Genomic DNA, 16416 nt, shown 5'->3' with positions numbered 1-16416 from the left:
TGGCCGCATCTACGACATTGGTAGGGGGAGGTCGCCACGCCCTGACATACAATGGCGCGAACGCCACGGGAGGTAGCCCATGACACTCGCCGAAATCGCCCGGCTGGCCGGCGTCTCGCGCACCACGGCCAGCTACGTCATCAACGGCAAGGCCGAGGAGAAGCGCATCAGCGCCCGGACCGTGGAGCGGGTGATGGCCGTGGTGCGTGAACACCGCTACCGGGTGGATGCCCAGGCCGCCGCCCTGCGTCGCGGCACGAGCCGGACCCTGGGGCTGATCATTCCCGACCTGGAGAACGTCAGCTATGCGCGCCTGGCCAAACGGTTCGAGCGCGGGGCCCGGGAGCAGGGCTACCAGCTGCTGATCGTCGGCTCCGATGACCGGCCCGATGCCGAGCGCGACCTGGCCCTGGCGCTGCGTGCCCAGCGCTGCGAGGTCCTGATCGTCGCCAGCTGCCTGCCCGAGGGCGACCCCTTCTACGGCGAGCTCCTGGCCGACGGCCTGCCGGTGATCGCCGTGGACCGCGGCCTCGATCCCGGGCGCTTCGCCAGCGTGGTGAGCAACGACCGCGAGGCGGCCGAGCGGCTGAGCCGCTCGGTGCTGGGCGAGAGGGTGGGCAGCGTGGCCTGGCTGGATGCGGTGCCGGGGCTCTCGATCACCGCCGAGCGGCGGGCCGGCTTCCGGCAGGCGCTGACGGAGAGCGAGGCGCGTCCGCTCATGTGCTGCGCCGAGCGCTACGACCGGGAGCATGGCGCACGGCTGATGCGCGAACTGCTCGACGGCCATGGCCTGCCCGACGCCCTGATCACCGCCTCCTACACCCTGCTGGATGGCGTCTTCGACGTGCTGCTGGAGGAGGGCGGGCTGCCGCCATCGCTGCGCCTGGCCACCTTCGGTGACAGCCGCCTGCTGGACTTTCTGCCGCTGCCGGTCAATTCGGCGGTGCAGGATCACGACCGCATCGCCGCGGCCGCCCTGCAGGCCGCCCTGGCTGCGGCGCGAGGAAGCTACCGGCCCGGGGCCACGGTGATCGCCCGCCAGCTGCGCTGGCGCCTGCCGGAGCGCCGGCCCGTCTCGTAAGGGCGGGTCAGCGGCGCAGCCCGGCCAGGTCCTCGCGGGTCGGCAGGGCGACGTAGGCGCCGGGGCGAGTCACGGCGTGGGCGCCGCAGCGGCAGGCCGTCTCCACGGCGCGGGCCAGGAGCGCCTCGTCGCGCTGCCAGCCCTCCGGGCCCGCGGTGCCGAGGTGCTCGGCGAGTTCGGCCAGCAGCCCCCCGATGAAGGCGTCCCCGCCGGCGGTGGTGTCCACCGCCTCGACGGCGGGCGGCGTCACCTGCCGCTCGAGGCCCACCCCCAGGAGCCGCACCTCACCCGGCCCGTCGGTGATCACGACGGCCTTGACCCCAGCGGCCAGCCGCTCGGCCAGCCAGGCGTCCTCCGGGTGGTCGGCGCGCAGGTAGTCGAGCTCGTCGGTGGAGAGCTTGAGCAGGTCGGCGGCGTCGAGCAGGCGGGTCACCAGGCTGATGTCGGCCTGGCCGGTCGCCCACAGGTTGTGGCGCAGGTTGGCGTCCACGCTGACCAGGCAGCCGGCGCGGCGGGCCATCTCGGCCATGGCCAGGGTGGTCTCGGCGATCGTCGGCTCGGTCAGGCTGTTGCTGCACAGATGCAGGATGGCGGGCTCGGCGAACACGCCCTGGGGCAGGTGCTCGAGCCGGTAGAGCAGATCGGCGGCCGGTGGCCGGTAGAAGTCGAAGGTGCGCTCCCCCGCTGCGTCCCGGGAGACAAAGGCCAGCGCCGTGCGCGCTTCGCGGGTGCGTACCACCCCCGAGGTGTCGACGCCGTGGGCGGCGAGCTCCGCGGCGAGGAAGTCGCCGAAATGGTCGTCGCCGAGCATGCCCAGGAAGCGGCTGGGCACGCCCAGCCGGGCGCAGGCCACGGCCACGTTGGCGGGGGCGCCGCCGGCATAGGGGGTAAACGTCTCGGGGCCCTGCCCGGCATCGCCGAGGCGGCTGGAGAGCATGTCGACCAGGGCCTCACCGAAGGCAATCACGGGTATCATCGGGGGTCTCCTCAAAAGGGGCGGGTGGGGGGGCGAGCGCCCGTCAGGCGACCGGGTGGCCGCGGGCGGCCTCGAGCAGGGCGTACCACTCGGGACGAGCTAGGGCGAGGTCGGCATCCCGCGCCAGGTCGGCGATGCGTTCGGCGCGCAGGCTGCCGATCACCGGCACCGGCCGCCCCGGCAGGGCGCGCAGCCAGGCCAGCGCCACGCCGGCCGGCGTGGCGCCGTGGACCCCGGTCAGGTGGTCCAGCAGGCCCACGGCCGGGCCCTGGAAGACCCGGCCGCCGCCCAGCGGCGACCAGACCAGCGGCGCCAGGCCGTCGGCCACCAGCGCATCGTAGCGGCCGTCGAACAGCGGCGTGGCGTGGTCCAGGGAGAGCTGCAGCTGGTGGGCCTCCAGCCGGTGATGCATGGCGGCCTGGAGGCGTCGCCACTGCTCGGGCAGGAAGTTCGAGACCCCGGCAGCACCGATCTTGCCGGCGGCGATGGCATCGTCCAGGGCGCGACCGGTGGCCGCGGCCTCCATCAGCGGGTCGGGGCGGTGGATCAGGAAGTGGTCGAGGCGCTCCACCCCGAGGCGCGAGAGGGCCGCATCGATGGCGCGCGTCAGGGCGGCCGGCGAGCTGTCGTAGTGCTTGATCCCGGTATCCCGCTGGCCGATCCGCGAGGCGTCGCGCTCGGGGGTGACGATGCCCGCCTTGGTCACCACCTTTACTCGCCCCGCCAGGGACGGGCGAGCGCGCAGGGCGGCGCCGAACAGGGCCTCGCCCTGGCCGTCGCCGTAGATGTCGGCGTGGTCGAACCAGGCGAGGCCCTCGTCGAGCCGTGCCTCGATCCAGTCGGCCAGGCGCCCGCGGTCATGCAGTGCCGGCACCTCGTGCAGGCGCATCATGCCGAGCAGGAAGGGGGCATCGATGCGGGGCGCGGCGCTCATGAGGCCGCATCCGCCACCGAGAGCGTGGTGCCGAGCAGGTGCTGGGCGCCCGGGACCAGCCACACCGGGTCGAGCCGGGTGTTGGCCGACTCCACGCACAGGAAGTGGCGGGCGGCCTCCTCGGGGGTGTCGTCGGGCAATGTCTCGCCGGGGTGCCAGATCACCGCCGAGTCGCTGCCCTGGCGGGCGATGCGCAGGCGGCGCGAGCCGTCGTCCAGAACCAGCTCGGCGTTGCTGTGGTAGATGCGGTCGAGCCCGCCGCGTACCCCCAGCTCGCCCTGCTGATCGCGTTCGGCGAAGCCGGCCAGCTTGTCCAGGTAGCGGGCACCGGCCAGCCCCTCGACGCGGCAGGCGAAGACGTCGCGCACGGCCAGGTAGCTGTGCAGGGCGCCGCTGATCTTCACCGGCGTCTCGCCGATGTGCTCGGTGATCAGCTCCAGGTGGAGGCGGCGGGCATTGGCCTGGACCACCAGCCGCGGCGCCAGCTGGGTATGCAGGCGCCCCTCGGGCGAGAGGTGCAGCTCCACGCCCTCCTCGTGGTCATCCACCGCGTCCAGCCGCCAGTCGGCCTTGCGCGCCGGGCCATGGAAGGGGCCCGAGCGATCCGGCGACTCGTCGGCATAGCGGTCGTCGGCGAACCAGGGCCAGCAGAGCGGGATGCCGCCGCGGATCCCCCCGGGCAGGGCCTGGGGGGTGGGCGTTACCCAGAGCCAGCCGTCGCTGCCGTCACCGGCCGGAAGAAAGTGCAGGACTTGCGCCCCCTGGAGCGAGACGGCCAGCTCCCCCCAGGCCTCGTTGGCCAGCCACACCTCGCGGCCGGCCCATTCGGCGCGGCGCCGGCCGTGGGTCTCGTCGAGCAGGGTTCGCAGGCTTCGTGGAATCATCATTCGACCTCTTCCGTCGCGTTATTCGACTTCTTCGTTGTGCAGGGCCTCGGCGGCGCCCAGCAGCCCCGGCCAGGGCGCGGTGACCAGGTGCACGGGGATCGCCGCCGTGTAGGCGCCCATGCGCCCCTTGGCGGCGAAGGCCTCGCAAAAGCGGCTCCGGGGCAGCCACTCCCGCAGCCGGGGGAGGATGCCGCCGCACAGGGTGACGCCGCCGCGTGCGCCCATCGTCAGGGCCGCGTCGCCGCAGACGTCGCCGAGGATCTTCAGGAACCGCAGCAGGGTATCACGGGCCACCGGGTCGCCGTCGGCCGCGGCGGTGACCTCGGCGGGGGTGGTGTGCACGGGGTTGGCCCCCTTCAGCGAGCAGTGGGCCAGGTAGAGGTCCAGCAGCCCCTGGCCGCACAGCAGGCGCTCCACCGAGACGCGGCCGTAGCGGTTGCGGAAGTGGCGCAGCAGGTTCTGCTCGCGCTCGTCGGTGGGGGCGAAGGTGACATGCCCCCCCTCGGTGGGCAGCGGGATCCAGGCGTGGCGGCCGGGGAAGAGCCCGGCCACGCCGAGGCCGGTGCCGGGGCCGATCACCAGCCGGGCCGCATGGGGGATCGCCTCGCCGGGCTGCACCTCGACCAGGTCGTCCTCGGCCAGGTGGGGCACGCCCAGCGCCTGGGCGGTGAAGTCGTTGATCACCTTGAGGAGCGAGAGATCCAGCGCGGCCTGGACCTCGGCCCGGGAGAAGGACCAGGGGTTGTTGGTCATGGTGACCCGGTCGCCGCGGATCGGGCAGGCGAAGGCCAGGCAGGCCTCGCGCGGGGCCCCTTCGCCGGTGGCGCCGACCCGAGCCAGGTAGTCGCGTACCGCCTCCACCAGGCCGGGGTAGTCGGCGCAGGGCAGGCTCAGGATGTCGTGGGGCGCGAAGCCGCCCGGGGTCACCAGGGCGAAGCGCGCGTTGGTGCCGCCGATGTCCCCGATCAGTGCGGGTCGTGTCATGGTCAACTCGTCTCTTCAAGCAGCCGCGCAAGCAGGGCAGGGTCTCATGCAAAGTTTCCATCCCACGGGGCTGATCCGGCGACAAGCCTGCGAGCGGGGCCGGCCTTCCGGAGGCGCTGTGAACCCCTCCCTGGGCGCTACCGACGCCATCCCTGGCGTAGGACCTCCTCTTCGGCTTGTCCCCGGCGCCCCACGCTGCAGGAAACTGCGATGGCGCTGTTGTGGCAGTGGTTCAGGCGTCCTCGTCGTGGATCTGGCCGGCCTGGCGCGCCAGGTCGTCGGCCTCGAAGCCGCCGAACACCGAGGCGCCCTGCTCGGAGCCGCTGGCCAGGTGGCGGAAGCCGGCGAACAGCTCGCGGCCCAGCCCCACATGGTAGTGGTCGAGATGCAGCTCGCCGACCTCGCGTTCGGCCCAGGCATCGGCGCCGACCCCGACCTCGAGGCTGCCGGCATTGGCGTCCAGGCGGACGATATCGCCGTCGCGCAGTTTCGCCAGGGGGCCGCCGTCCAGGGCCTCGGGGGTCATGTGGATGGCCGCCGGCACCTTGCCGGAGGCGCCGGACATGCGTCCATCGGTGACCAGCGCCACCTGGAAGCCGCGGTCCTGGAGCACGCCGAGATAGGGGGTGAGCTTGTGCAGCTCCGGCATGCCGTTGGCCTTGGGGCCCTGGTAGCGCACCACCACCACCACGTCGCGATCCAGCTCGCCGGCCTCGAAGGCCGCCTTGAGCTCGTTCTGGTCCTCGAAGATCCGTGCCGGGGCCTCGACGACCCGGTGCGCTTCGGCCACCGCCGAGACCTTGATCACCCCGCGGCCGAGGTTGCCGTCCAGCACGGTGAGCCCGCCGGTGGGGGCGAAGGGGTCGGCCACGCCGCGCAGCACGTCCCGGTCGAGACTCTCGGTGGGGCCCTCGCGCCAGGTCAGCTTGCCTTCCTCGAGGAAGGGCTCGCGGGTATAGGCGTTCAGGTCGCTGCCGAACACCGTGGGGATGTCGCCGTGGATCAGCCCGGCGCCGAGCAGCTCGCGGATCAGCAGGCTCATGCCGCCGGCGGCCTGGAAGTGGTTCACGTCGGCCTGGCCGTTGGGGTAGATGCGGGTCAGGCTGGGGGTCACCGCGGAGAGGGCGGTGAAGTCGTCCCAGGTGATGGTGAGGCCCGCCGCGGCGGCCATGGCCACCAGGTGCAGGGTGTGGTTGGTGGAGCCGCCGGAAGCCAGCAGGCCGACCATGGCGTTGACGATGGCGCGCTCGTCGATCTGCCGGTAGAAGGGGCGGTAGTCGCCGCCGACCTCGGTGTTGCGGATCGCCTGCTCGGCGGCGTAGCGGGTCAGCGCCTCGCGCAGCGGCGTGCCCGGGTTGACGAAGGAGGCGCCGGGCAGGTGCAGGCCCATGATCTCCATCATCAGCTGGTTGGAGTTGGCGGTGCCGTAGAAGGTGCAGGTGCCCGGGCTGTGGTAGGAGGCAGACTCCGCCTCGAGCAGTTCGTCGCGGCCTACCTTGCCCTCGGCATAGAGCTGGCGGATGCGCGCCTTCTCCTTGTTGGGCAGGCCGCTCTCCATGGGGCCGGCGGGCACGAACAGCGCCGGCAGGTGGCCGAAGCGCGCCGCTCCGATGAACAGGCCCGGAACGATCTTGTCGCAGACGCCCAGGTAGAGGGCGGCATCGAACATGTTGTGGGAGAGCGCCACGGCAGTGGCCATGGCGATCACCTCCCGGGAGAAGAGCGACAGCTCCATCCCGGGCTGGCCCTGGGTCACCCCGTCGCACATGGCCGGCACGCCGCCGGCGAACTGGGCGGTGGAGCCCATGGCCCGGGCGGCCTCCTTGAGGATCGCCGGGTAGTCCTCAAGCGGCTGGTGGGCCGAGAGCATGTCGTTGTAGGAGGAGACGACCCCCAGGTTGGCGCTGTTCATCAGCTTCAGGCGGCCCTTGTCCTCCGCGCCGCAGGCGGCGAAGCCGTGGGCCAGGTTGCCGCAGGAAAGTTCGCCGCGATGCACGCCGCGCCGGTGCTGGTCGGCCATGCGCGCCTCGTAGAGGGCGCGGCGCTCGGCGGAGCGCTCGCGGATGCGTCGGGTAACATCGGCGACGGTGGCGTTCAGTTCGGGGGTCGGCGTGGCCATGGGGCACCTCGGTCTCTTGTGGCTTGTTTGGTAAGTTTACCAAAATTATATCCGAATTCCTCGCCATCCTAGCCGGAGTCTTGGGATATTTGTAGTTTTATTACCTTGGGTTCTTGGCTGGCGACGCCTCCGGCTAGAGCCCCAGCAGCCTGAGCAGCCAGCGGCGGTAGGGGGGATTCAGCAGCCCCACGGCATTGCGCCGCGCCTGGAGGAAGATGCTGCGCTCCAGGCTGAAGCGCAGGAAGCCGGCCTCGCCCTGGTAGGCCCCCATGCCGCTCTCGCCCACGCCGCCGAAGGGCAGCGCCGGCACGGCGTTGTGCCACAGGGTGTCGTTGAACACCACGCCGCCGGAATGGGTCGTCTCCAGCAGCCGCTGCCGTTGCTCGGGGTCGTCGGTGAAGGCGTAGAGCGCCAGCGGACGGGGACCGGCGTTGACATGGCCAATGGCGGCGTCGAGGTCGCGCACGCCGACGATCGGTAGCCAGGGGCCGAAGATCTCCTCGCGCATCAGCGACAGGCCCTCGTGGGGGTCGATCACCAGGGTCGGCGGCAGCTTGGCCCCGCCGCCCGGCAGCTCGACGCGCTCGCCGAGGGCGATCACCCGGCAGCCGTGGTCGCGGGCCTCCTCCAGCATCCCCTCGAGCCGCGCTCGCTGGCGGGCCCCGAGCACGGCGCTGTAGTCCTCGCTGGCGGTGCCCCGGGGGTAGAAGTCGGCCACCGTCCGGCGCATTGCCTCGATGAAGGCGCCCAGCCGCGAGGCCTCGATCAGCACGTGGTCGGGGGCGATGCAGGTCTGGCCGGCGTTGAGCCACTTGCCGAAGGCGATGCGCTCGGCGGCCTTGGCGAGGTCGACGTCCCGGCAGACGATCGCCGGGGTCTTGCCGCCCAGCTCCAGGGTGATGGGTGTCAGGTTGGCGGCGGCCGCCCGGGCCACCTCCCGCCCGGTGCGGGCGTGTCCGGTAAACAGCAGGTGGTCCAGCGGCAGCGCCGCGAAGTCGCGGGCCGTCTCCACCCCGCCCAGCACCACGCAGAGCTCCTCGGCGCCGAAGTAGCGGGCGACCAGGCGGGCCAGCAGTTCGCTGGTGGCGGGGGTGTGCTCGCTGGGCTTGATCATCACCCGGTTGCCGGCTGCCATGGCATCCACCGCCGGCAGCAGGGCCAGGTTCCAGGGATAGTTGGAGGGAGCGATGATGCCCACCACGCCCAGCGGCTGACGATGGATCCTGGCCCGGCCGGGCTTCAGCCGCCAGGGCACCGGCGTGCGCCTCGGTCGCATCCAGCGCCTGAGGTGGCGGCGGGCATGGCGCACCGCCTGGAGCACCGTGGCGACCTCCGCCAGGCGGGTCTCGGCCTCGGCGCGGTGGCCGAAGTCGCGGCCGATGGCACGGGCGATCTCGTCGCGGTGGCGGCGGGTCAGGGTCGCCAGCCGGGTCAGCCTGTCGCGGCGGATGGCCAGGCCGGGGTAGGGCTCGGCCGCGAAGGCGCGACGCTGGGCGTCGAACTGCGCCTGCAGCTCGCGGACATCGGTCATGCACGTCTCCGTGTGTCGATGAGGATGGAAGGGGGCTCGGACACTGGGCACAATGTAGGCCTTCTGCCAACGGCTTGTCAGCAGCTGGTGAGGAGGCATCGCTCGGAGCTTATCCGAGGGCAGGCCTGCGAGGAGGCGCTGTGAACCCCTCCCTGGGCGCTACCGACGCCCTGCTTCGCTCTCGCGTCCTGCTCCGCTTGCAGGACCAGTGCTGGCCATCCATGGCCAGCCCGTTCGAAGCAGTGCTTCTCACCCCTGGCGTAGGACCTCCTCTTCGGCCTGCCCCCGGCGCTCCTCGCCTAGATAGCTGTAATTGCCCAGGAGCCTCTATGACTCAGCTGGTGCTGCAAGAACTCCCCGCCATCGAGGCGGTGCCGGCCGCGGCCTGGAACGCCCTGGTCGGCGATGACCACCCCTTCCTGCGCCACGAGTTCCTGCACGCCCTGGAGGCCAGCGGCTCGGTGAGCCGGGCCACCGGCTGGGTGCCGCGCCACCTGACGCTGTGGCGGGGCGAGGCGCTGGTGGGGGTGATGCCCCATTACCACAAGTATCACTCCTTCGGGGAGTACGTCTTCGACTGGAGCTGGGCCGACGCCTGGGAGCGGGCCGGCGGCCGCTACTACCCCAAGGGGCTCACGGCGATTCCCTATACGCCGGCACCCGGGCCTCGCCTGGCGCTGGCGGAAGGGGTCGACCCCCTGGCGGCCCGGGAACTGCTGGCCACGGCCTGGGAGGCGGGCGAGCTCTCCAGCTGGCACCTGCTGTTCGCCCCCGACGAGGAGGTGGCCGCCTGGCAGGCGGCGCGCCCCGGCCTGCTGGCCCGCCACGGGGTCCAGTTCCAGTGGCGGGACGCCGGCTACGGCGACTTCGACGGCTTCCTGGCCGCCATGACCTCGAAGCGGCGCAAGGCGATCCGCCGCGAGCGGCGCCTCGTCGCCGACCAGGGGCTGACCCTGCATCGCCTCGAGGGGGCGGCGATCGATGCCGCGGCGCTCGAGCACTTCTTTCACTGCTACGGGCTCACCTATCGGGAGCGCGGCCGCCACGGCTACCTCAACCTCGACTTCTTCCGACGCCTGCGCGCCTCGATGCCCGACAGCCTGCTGCTGGTACAGGCCAGGCTGGACGACACCCCGGTGGCCGCCGCCCTCTGCCTGCAGGGGTCGCGTACCCTCTACGGCCGCTACTGGGGCAGCGAGGTAGTGGCCGACTGCCTGCACTTCGAGGCCTGCTACTACCAGGGCGTCGAGCACTGCCTGGCACGGGGGCTGAGCACCTTCGACCCGGGCACCCAGGGCGAGCACAAGCTGTCCCGGGGCTTCGGCCCGCGCCTGCTGACGTCGCTTCACCACATCGCCGACCCTCGCCTGCGCGACGCGGTGGCGCGCTTCTGCGCCGAGGAGCGGGCCCATGTCAGGGCCTACTGCGCCGCCGCTGAACAGGCGCTGCCGTTTCGCAGCAGTCGGTGAATGAGCGCCCCGAGATTGCCCCTGCCTCCGGACGGTGAAGATGGCATAATGCCCGCCATCGCAACGTCGTGACGGAAGTGTCGAATGCTCAAGTGGTTGGCCGTGGTGCTCGTGGTCCTGCTTGCCCTGCTGCAGTATCGGCTGTGGCTCGGCGAGGGGGGCATCCGTGACCTCGGCATGGTGCGCGAGCGGGTCGCGCTGCTCGAGGAGGCCAACAAGCCGCTGCGCGACCGCAACGCCCGCCTGGCCGCCGAGGTGGTCGACCTCAAGACCGGGCTGGATGCCATCGAGGAGCGCGGGCGCAGCGACATCGGCATGGTGCGCACCGACGAGCAGTTCTTCTGGGTGCCGGGGGTGGTGGTGGAGGCCACGCGCCCGGTCACCCCGCCCGAGCTGCCCGCGGCCGCGGAGGTGTCCCGGTGAGCGTGCCGCTGTGGCTGGTGGTGCCGGCGGCCGGGCAGGGGCGGCGCATGGGTGCCGACCGACCCAAGCAGTACCTGGCGCTGGACGGCCGGCCGGTGCTGGCCAGGACCCTGACGCGGCTCCATGAGGCGTTTCCCGGGGCGCGCCTGTGCCTCTGCCTCGACCCGCAGGATGCCCGCTTCGACCCGGCCTGGGTGCCCTTCGCCCACTGGAGGCGGGTCGACGGCGGCGCCGAGCGGGTCGACTCGGTAGTCAACGCCCTGGCCGCCATCCGCGCCGAGGCCGGGGACGACGACCTGGTGCTGGTCCACGACGTGGCACGCCCCTGCGTCACCACGGCGGACCTCCGGCGGCTCCACGAGGTGCTCTCGGGGGATCCGGTGGGCGGGCTGCTCGCCACCCCGGTGGCGGACACCATGAAGCGCGACGACGGTGCCGGCCGGGTGGCCACCACCGAACCGCGCGCCGGCCTCTGGCATGCCCTGACCCCCCAGGGGTTCCGCTACGGCCTGCTGCGCCGGGCCCTGGCGGCTGCCCTGGAGGCCGGCGTCACGGTCACCGACGAGGCCTCGGCCGTCGAGGCCCTGGGCGCCTCGCCGCGGCTGGTGACCGGGCGGCGCGACAACCTCAAGATCACCCACCCCGAGGACCTGGCCCTGGCCGAGCTGATCCTGGCCGCCCAGGCGCGTCAGGCGCCTGCCTCGGTCGACAAAGCGCCGGCGTCGGCCGGCCCCCGGGAGAGATGATGCGAATCGGCCACGGCTTCGACGTCCACCGCTTCGGCGAGGGCGACCACCTGATGATCGGCGGGGTCGCCTTGCCCTTCGAGCACGGCTTCGTCGCCCACTCCGACGGCGACGTGCTGCTCCACGCCATCAGCGATGCCCTGCTCGGCGCCTGTGCCCTGGGCGACATCGGTCGGCACTTCCCCGATACCGACCCGGCCTGGGCCGGTGCCGACAGCCGGGCGCTGCTGCGCCACGTGGTGGGGCTGGTGCGCCAGGCCGGCTACCGGGTGGGCAACCTGGATGCCACGGTGATCGCCCAGGCGCCGAAGATGGCGCCGCATATCGGCGCCATGGCGGCGCGCATTGCCGAGGACCTCGGCGTCGCCGTCTCGGCCGTCAACGTCAAGGCGACCACCACCGAGCGGCTCGGCTTCACCGGCCGCGGCGAGGGCATCGCCGCCGAGGCGGTGGTGCTGCTGCTGGCCGACCGGGAGTCGACGGGTGAGTGACGCGGCCCTGGATGCCATCGACTGGCCGCCGGCCTGGCCGCGGGTGCTGGACGCGGAGTTCGGGCCGCCGACGCCCGGCGACTACCGGGCCAGCCCCGAGGATTTCCGGGTCGACGAGGTCCTGGACTTCGTCCCCGAGGGGGAGGGCGAGCACCTCTGGCTGTTCATCGAGAAGCGCGACCAGACCACCGCCATGGCCGCCCGGGAGCTGGCGCGGCTGTGTGGCGCTTCGCCCCGGGAGGTCGGCTACGCCGGCATGAAGGACCGCGTCGCCGTGACCCGCCAGTGGCTCTCGGTGCAGCTGCCCGGCCGCGAGGCGCCCGAGGGGCTGGCCGAGGCGCTCGGCGAGCGCGGCATCCGGGTGCTCGACCAGGGGCGCCACCCGCGCAAGCTCAAGCGCGGCGTGCATCGCGCCAACCGCTTCCGCCTGCGGATCACCGGGGCCGCGGTGGGCGACCCCGCCCTCGAGGCGCGCTGGGCGCGGCTGGTGGAGCAGGGCGTGGCCAACGTCTTCGGCCCCCAGCGCTTCGGCCTCGGCGGCCGCAACCTGCTGCGCGCTCGCGCGCTGCTGGCCCGCGGCTGGCGCAAGCGCGACGACCGCGACGGCATGCTGCTCTCGGCGGCGCGCAGCTTCCTGTTCAACGAGGGGCTGGCCGAGCGCATCCGCGACGGCAGCTGGCATCGCCTGCTGCCCGGCGAGGTGGCGATCCTCGACGGCACGGCGAGCCAGTTCACCGTGGAGCTGCCGGATGCCGAGCTCGAGGCGCGTGCCGCCCGGCTCGACCTGCACCCGAGCGGGGTGCTGTGGGGCCTCGGCGACTCCGTGGCCGTCGGCGAGGCGCGGGCCCGGGAGACGCACCTTCCCGAGCGCTATCCGGGACTCTGTGACGGGCTCGAGCGTGCCGGGGTGCGCCTGGCGCGACGGGCCCTGCGGCTGCGCCTCGCCGAGCCGGAGCTGGCCCCCGGGGAGGACGAGCTCTGGCTCTCCTTCACCCTGCCGCGCGGCGCCTTCGCCACCGGCGTGCTGAGAGAACTGATCGCGCACCCGACGCTGTGAGCGGGTGCACCGCTATCGAGGAGTGACCATGCGCCGACTACTGCTTTCCAACGACGACGGCGTGCATGCGCCGGGGCTGCGTGCCCTGCATGACGCTCTGGTGCCCCACGCCCGCCTGCGCGTGGTGGCCCCGGACCGCGACAAGAGCGGGGCCAGCAACTCCCTGACGCTGAGCCGGCCGCTCTCCCTGACCGACATGGAGAACGGCTTCTACAGCGTCGACGGCACTCCGGCGGACTGCGTCTACCTGGGGGTCAACGGCGTCTGGGACGAGAAGCCGGACCTGGTGATCTCGGGCATCAACCACGGCGGCAACCTGGGCGACGACGTGCTCTATTCGGGCACCGTGGCCGCCGCCATGGAGGGGCGCAACCTGGGCATGGCGGCCATCGCCATGTCGCTGGTCGGCTCCCGTCACTTCGATACCGCCGGACGGGTGGCGGCGAGCCTGGTGGGGGCGGCCGACCAGCTCTCGCTGCCGCCGCGCAGCCTGCTCAACGTCAACGTGCCGGACCTGCCCTGGGACGAGATCCAAGGGTTCCGGGTCACCCGCCTGGGCTACCGCGGCCCGGCCTCGCGGCCCCTCGAGGTGCGCGATCCCCGGGGACGCCTGCGCTGGTGGATCGCCGCCGCCGGGGAGAACGCCGACGACGGCCCCGATACCGACTTCGCCGCGGTGGAGGCCGGCTTCGTCTCCATCACCCCGCTGCAGACCGATCTGACCCGGCATGCGGCGCTCGACGACGTGCAGGGCTGGCTGGATGCACTCACCTGATCGACGGCCCGACCTGCTCCGCGGCGTGGGGATGACCTCCCAGCGGACCCGCGACCGCATGGTGGGCCGTCTGGCCGGGCAGGGAATCCGCGACACCCGGGTCCTGCAGGTGATGGCCGCCGAGCCGCGCCACCTGTTCCTCGACGAGGCGCTCGCCCATCGCGCCTACGAGGACACCTCGCTGCCGATCGGCCACGGCCAGACGCTCTCCCAGCCCTGGATGGTGGCCCGGATGACCGAGCTGGTGATCCAGGAGGCGCCCGCCCGGGTTCTTGAGATCGGCACCGGCTCGGGCTACCAGACGCTGATCCTGTCGCGGCTGGTCCCGGAACTCTGGTCCATCGAAAGGATCAATGCCCTGCATCGCCGGGCCGGCCCGCGCCTGCGGCTGCTGGAGGCCCACAACGTCCGGCTGCGGCTGGCCGATGGCGGCCACGGCTGGCCGGAGGAGGCCCCCTTCGATGTCATCCTGCTCACCGCCTGCGCCGGCGAGCTTCCCGAGCCCCTGCTCGCCCAGCTCGCCGACGGCGGGGTGCTGATCACGCCGCTGAGCACTGCCTCGGGAAGCCAGTGGCTCACCCGGGTGCAGCGTCGGGGCGATACATTCGAAAAACAGCGTCTTGAACCGGTACGCTTCGTGCCGCTGCTGGAAGGCGTCATACGTTGAAAGGAGTCGGCTGTTGAAGCGTCATCTTGGTATCTTCCTCAGGGGCGCGGGCATGGGGGCAGCGGACGCCGTGCCCGGCGTGTCCGGTGGCACCATCGCCTTCGTCACCGGCATCTACGAGGAGCTGATCCACACCATCAAGCAGTTCGGGCCCAGCGCCTTCGTCGCCTGGCGCCGCGGCGGCTTGCCGATGCTGGTGGTCCACCTCAACCTCGCCTTCGTGGTGCCCCTGCTGGTGGGGATCGCCGCCAGCCTGATCAGCGTGGCCCACCTGGTGGTGTGGCTGATGGACGACCATCCGCTGCTGCTCAACGGCTTCTTCTTCGGGCTGGTGGCGGCCTCGGCGCTGGTGGTCAGCCGCCATCCCGCCGACTGGAAGTGGTGGCACCTGCTGCCGCTGGTCCTCGGCCTGGTGCTGGCCCACTTCCTGCCCACGCTGATGCCGCTGGTCATGCAGATCGGCAGCCCCAACCTGATCCTGGTGGTGGGGGGCGCCATTGCCATCAGCGCGCTGCTGCTGCCGGGGGTGTCGGGCAGCTTCCTGCTGCTGACCATGGGACTCTACGGCACCGTGATGCAGGGCATCCGCAGCTTCGACCTGGGCCTGATCGCGATCTTTGGGGTGGGGTGCCTGATCGGCCTGTTCGTCTTCTCGCGGCTGCTCTCGTGGCTGCTGCGTCACTACCATACCGCCACCCTGCAGCTGCTGGTGGGCTTCATCATCGGTTCGCTGCCGGTACTCTGGCCCTGGCGGGAACTGGTACGCTACCAGCTGGGCCCGGAAGGGCAGATGATTCCCCTCGACTACCGCTATCTCACCCCTGGCGACTATGCGCTGCTGACCGGCGAGGCGGCGCAGCTCGTGGCGGTGGGCGCGCTGATGCTGGCCGGGGCCGCCCTGGTGCTGTTGCTCGACCGCGGTGGGCGCCGTGCCCACTCGACCCGGCAGGCCGGCGCGGCACCCGCGACCGGCGCGGCCAGAGAGTCAAACAAGGAGGAAGGCTCCGATGCGTAAGGTATTGATGATTTCCGGCCTGGCCCTGGCCGTGGCGGGCTGTGCCGCCCAGCAGGGCGAGGCCCCCCAGGTGCAGGTGCGCGACCTCTCCACCAGTCGCGAACAGGCCTCGGCCTCCCACTACACGGTGGAGGCGGGCGATACCCTGTACGGGATCGCCTGGCGCCACAACATGGACTACCGCGACCTGGCGCGACTCAACCACATCGCCCCCCCCTACCAGATCCAGCCCGGCCAGCGGCTGGCGCTGGGCGGTGACGGCCAGGCGCCGGCGCAGGATGAGGCCAGTGCGGTGGCCGGGGGGACCGGCGTGGTGGCCACCCCGCTGGGGGGCGGCCAGCAGGCCGCCGGCGGCGAAGGTGGCATGGAATGGCTGCTGCCCGACGAGAGTGCGATCGAGCGCAATCGGCGCCTGACCGCCCAGCCTCTGGGCGAGGAGGTCGAGGGGCCCAGCCAGCAGGCCATGGAGAGCGTCGCCGAGGTGAGTGGCAGCGAGGCGGGCCCGGGGCCGGTCTTCGACTACGACAGCCCCGGCGCCGATGGTCGCCTGAGCGAGCGTGACCTGGCGGAGCGGCGTGCCGCCGAGCAGCAGGCCGCCGAGCAGCAGGACGCCGAGGCCCCCACGGTGAAAGAGGCGCCCAGCCGCGAGGTCGCCGCCGCCGAGCCGGCGTCGCAGCCCGACCCGGAGCCTGCGCCCCGCGAGGAGCCGGCGGCCACCTCCCAGGCCGATGCGGGCACCGCGGTGGCGGGGGGGAGCCAGGCCAGCGACCGTGGCTCACGCAGCTATACCCCGGTCGCCGAGGTGGACTGGCAATGGCCCGTGGACGGCGAGATCGTCGGCCGTTTCGGCGAGGGTTCGAGCATCACCGCCGGCATTGATATCGCCGGTCAAAAGGGGCAACCTGTCAAGGCAGCCGGGCCGGGAATCGTGGTCTATGCGGGCAGCGGCGTCAGGGGCTACGGCAACCTGATCCTGCTCAAGCACAACGATCAGTTCCTGAGTGCCTACGCCCACAACGACACCCTGCGCGTCCGCGAGAACGACGTGGTCGAGGCGGGGGAGGTGATTGCCACCATGGGCGACAGCGATGCCGAGGACGTCAGGCTGCACTTCGAGGTGCGCAAGGACGGCCAGCCTCAGGATCCCCTGGACTACCTGCCGTCTCGCTGAGCACCGGGCCGGCCCGGGCAGGGTCGAAGGACTGCCGACGGGATGTCACACAATAACAATCATGTGCGCCGATCCTCGTGATGACGGGCA

16 protein-coding genes are annotated in these 16416 nt (G+C 72.2%); 10 read left to right on the top strand and 6 right to left on the bottom strand.

The genetic code is table 11. From position 1 onward, the window contains the following. Positions 1-79: 79 nt before the first annotated feature. The gene (cra, locus tag NFC98_RS13785) at positions 80-1081 is read left to right on the top strand and encodes a catabolite repressor/activator (RefSeq protein WP_254275494.1); all 1002 of its coding nucleotides are present in this window, start codon (positions 80-82) and stop codon (positions 1079-1081) included. 7 nt (positions 1082-1088) lie between these two features. On the opposite strand, the gene NFC98_RS13780 is transcribed toward cra, so the two are convergent. The 6 genes from NFC98_RS13780 to NFC98_RS13755 all read right to left on the bottom strand — a co-directional run bounded on the left by NFC98_RS13780 (position 1089) and on the right by NFC98_RS13755 (position 8512). After that, the gene (locus tag NFC98_RS13780) at positions 1089-2057 is read right to left on the bottom strand and encodes a carbohydrate kinase (protein ID WP_254275493.1); all 969 of its coding nucleotides are present in this window, start codon (positions 2055-2057) and stop codon (positions 1089-1091) included. A gap of 43 nt (positions 2058-2100) precedes the next feature. After that, entirely contained in the window at positions 2101-2991 is an 891-nt protein-coding gene (locus NFC98_RS13775; RefSeq protein ID WP_254275492.1) for an aldo/keto reductase, read from the bottom strand. Further along, positions 2988-3875 carry a D-hexose-6-phosphate mutarotase gene (locus tag NFC98_RS13770; protein ID WP_254277851.1) on the bottom strand — a complete coding sequence of 296 codons (888 nt, stop codon included), beginning with the start codon at positions 3873-3875 and terminating at the stop codon, positions 2988-2990. Before NFC98_RS13770 ends, NFC98_RS13775 begins: the two co-directional genes overlap by 4 nt. A gap of 21 nt (positions 3876-3896) precedes the next feature. Next, on the bottom strand, positions 3897-4862 hold the full coding sequence (gene glk / locus NFC98_RS13765; protein WP_254275491.1) for a glucokinase: 966 nt from the start codon (positions 4860-4862) through the stop codon (positions 3897-3899). Positions 4863-5094: 232 nt separating this feature from the next. Then, a complete protein-coding gene (gene edd, locus NFC98_RS13760) occupies positions 5095-6981 on the bottom strand; it encodes a phosphogluconate dehydratase (protein ID WP_254275490.1) in 1887 nt (628 codons plus the stop codon). 133 nt (positions 6982-7114) lie between these two features. Continuing rightward, positions 7115-8512 (bottom strand): coniferyl aldehyde dehydrogenase, encoded by a 1398-nt coding sequence (locus tag NFC98_RS13755; RefSeq protein ID WP_254275489.1) that lies wholly within the window; start codon positions 8510-8512, stop codon positions 7115-7117. A gap of 329 nt (positions 8513-8841) precedes the next feature. Between NFC98_RS13755 and NFC98_RS13750 the strand changes: the two genes are divergently transcribed. The 9 genes from NFC98_RS13750 (at position 8842) to NFC98_RS13710 (ending at position 16326) form a co-directional block, all read left to right on the top strand. Continuing rightward, positions 8842-9981: a GNAT family N-acetyltransferase gene (locus NFC98_RS13750; protein WP_254275488.1), complete on the top strand. Its 1140-nt coding sequence runs from the start codon at positions 8842-8844 to the stop codon at positions 9979-9981. Positions 9982-10065: 84 nt separating this feature from the next. Further along, positions 10066-10404 (top strand): cell division protein FtsB, encoded by a 339-nt coding sequence (ftsB, locus tag NFC98_RS13745; RefSeq protein ID WP_254275487.1) that lies wholly within the window; start codon positions 10066-10068, stop codon positions 10402-10404. Next, positions 10401-11150 (top strand): 2-C-methyl-D-erythritol 4-phosphate cytidylyltransferase, encoded by a 750-nt coding sequence (gene ispD / locus NFC98_RS13740; protein ID WP_254275486.1) that lies wholly within the window; start codon positions 10401-10403, stop codon positions 11148-11150. The genes ftsB and ispD overlap by 4 nt, the downstream gene beginning before the upstream one ends. Beyond that, positions 11150-11641 carry a 2-C-methyl-D-erythritol 2,4-cyclodiphosphate synthase gene (gene ispF, locus NFC98_RS13735; protein ID WP_302055067.1) on the top strand — a complete coding sequence of 164 codons (492 nt, stop codon included), beginning with the start codon at positions 11150-11152 and terminating at the stop codon, positions 11639-11641. The genes ispD and ispF overlap by 1 nt, the downstream gene beginning before the upstream one ends. Then, positions 11634-12698 carry a tRNA pseudouridine(13) synthase TruD gene (truD, locus tag NFC98_RS13730; protein ID WP_254275484.1) on the top strand — a complete coding sequence of 355 codons (1065 nt, stop codon included), beginning with the start codon at positions 11634-11636 and terminating at the stop codon, positions 12696-12698. The genes ispF and truD overlap by 8 nt, the downstream gene beginning before the upstream one ends. Before the next feature lie 28 nt (positions 12699-12726). Continuing rightward, complete coding sequence (surE, locus tag NFC98_RS13725; protein ID WP_254275483.1) at positions 12727-13473, top strand: 5'/3'-nucleotidase SurE; 747 nt, start codon at positions 12727-12729, stop codon at positions 13471-13473. Then, positions 13460-14140, top strand: a complete 681-nt coding sequence (locus tag NFC98_RS13720; RefSeq protein ID WP_254275482.1) for a protein-L-isoaspartate(D-aspartate) O-methyltransferase — start codon at positions 13460-13462, stop codon at positions 14138-14140. The genes surE and NFC98_RS13720 overlap by 14 nt, the downstream gene beginning before the upstream one ends. A gap of 10 nt (positions 14141-14150) precedes the next feature. Further along, on the top strand, positions 14151-15155 hold the full coding sequence (locus NFC98_RS13715; RefSeq protein ID WP_254277850.1) for a DUF368 domain-containing protein: 1005 nt from the start codon (positions 14151-14153) through the stop codon (positions 15153-15155). Continuing rightward, the gene (locus NFC98_RS13710) at positions 15148-16326 is read left to right on the top strand and encodes a peptidoglycan DD-metalloendopeptidase family protein (protein ID WP_254275481.1); all 1179 of its coding nucleotides are present in this window, start codon (positions 15148-15150) and stop codon (positions 16324-16326) included. Before NFC98_RS13715 ends, NFC98_RS13710 begins: the two co-directional genes overlap by 8 nt. Positions 16327-16416 lie beyond the last annotated feature (90 nt).

This window comes from Halomonas sp. 3H, assembly GCF_024206005.1.
GTDB classification, from domain to species: Bacteria; Pseudomonadota; Gammaproteobacteria; order Pseudomonadales; family Halomonadaceae; genus Halomonas; species Halomonas campaniensis.
Note: the sequence above shows the minus strand (reverse complement) of the source record. Positions and strands in the feature narration are given on the sequence as shown.

Coding starts and splice junctions, on each gene's coding strand:
- NFC98_RS13720 (WP_254275482.1), top strand. CDS start 13,460: ATGCACTCACCTGATCGACGGCCCGACCTGCTCCGCGGCGTGGGGATG.
- ispF (WP_302055067.1), top strand. CDS start 11,150: ATGCGAATCGGCCACGGCTTCGACGTCCACCGCTTCGGCGAGGGCGAC.
- NFC98_RS13770 (WP_254277851.1), bottom strand. CDS start 3,875: ATGATTCCACGAAGCCTGCGAACCCTGCTCGACGAGACCCACGGCCGG.
- NFC98_RS13750 (WP_254275488.1), top strand. CDS start 8,842: ATGACTCAGCTGGTGCTGCAAGAACTCCCCGCCATCGAGGCGGTGCCG.
- NFC98_RS13755 (WP_254275489.1), bottom strand. CDS start 8,512: ATGACCGATGTCCGCGAGCTGCAGGCGCAGTTCGACGCCCAGCGTCGC.
- edd (WP_254275490.1), bottom strand. CDS start 6,981: ATGGCCACGCCGACCCCCGAACTGAACGCCACCGTCGCCGATGTTACC.
- NFC98_RS13775 (WP_254275492.1), bottom strand. CDS start 2,991: ATGAGCGCCGCGCCCCGCATCGATGCCCCCTTCCTGCTCGGCATGATG.
- NFC98_RS13780 (WP_254275493.1), bottom strand. CDS start 2,057: ATGATACCCGTGATTGCCTTCGGTGAGGCCCTGGTCGACATGCTCTCC.
- ftsB (WP_254275487.1), top strand. CDS start 10,066: ATGCTCAAGTGGTTGGCCGTGGTGCTCGTGGTCCTGCTTGCCCTGCTG.
- cra (WP_254275494.1), top strand. CDS start 80: ATGACACTCGCCGAAATCGCCCGGCTGGCCGGCGTCTCGCGCACCACG.
- NFC98_RS13710 (WP_254275481.1), top strand. CDS start 15,148: ATGCGTAAGGTATTGATGATTTCCGGCCTGGCCCTGGCCGTGGCGGGC.
- glk (WP_254275491.1), bottom strand. CDS start 4,862: ATGACACGACCCGCACTGATCGGGGACATCGGCGGCACCAACGCGCGC.
- surE (WP_254275483.1), top strand. CDS start 12,727: ATGCGCCGACTACTGCTTTCCAACGACGACGGCGTGCATGCGCCGGGG.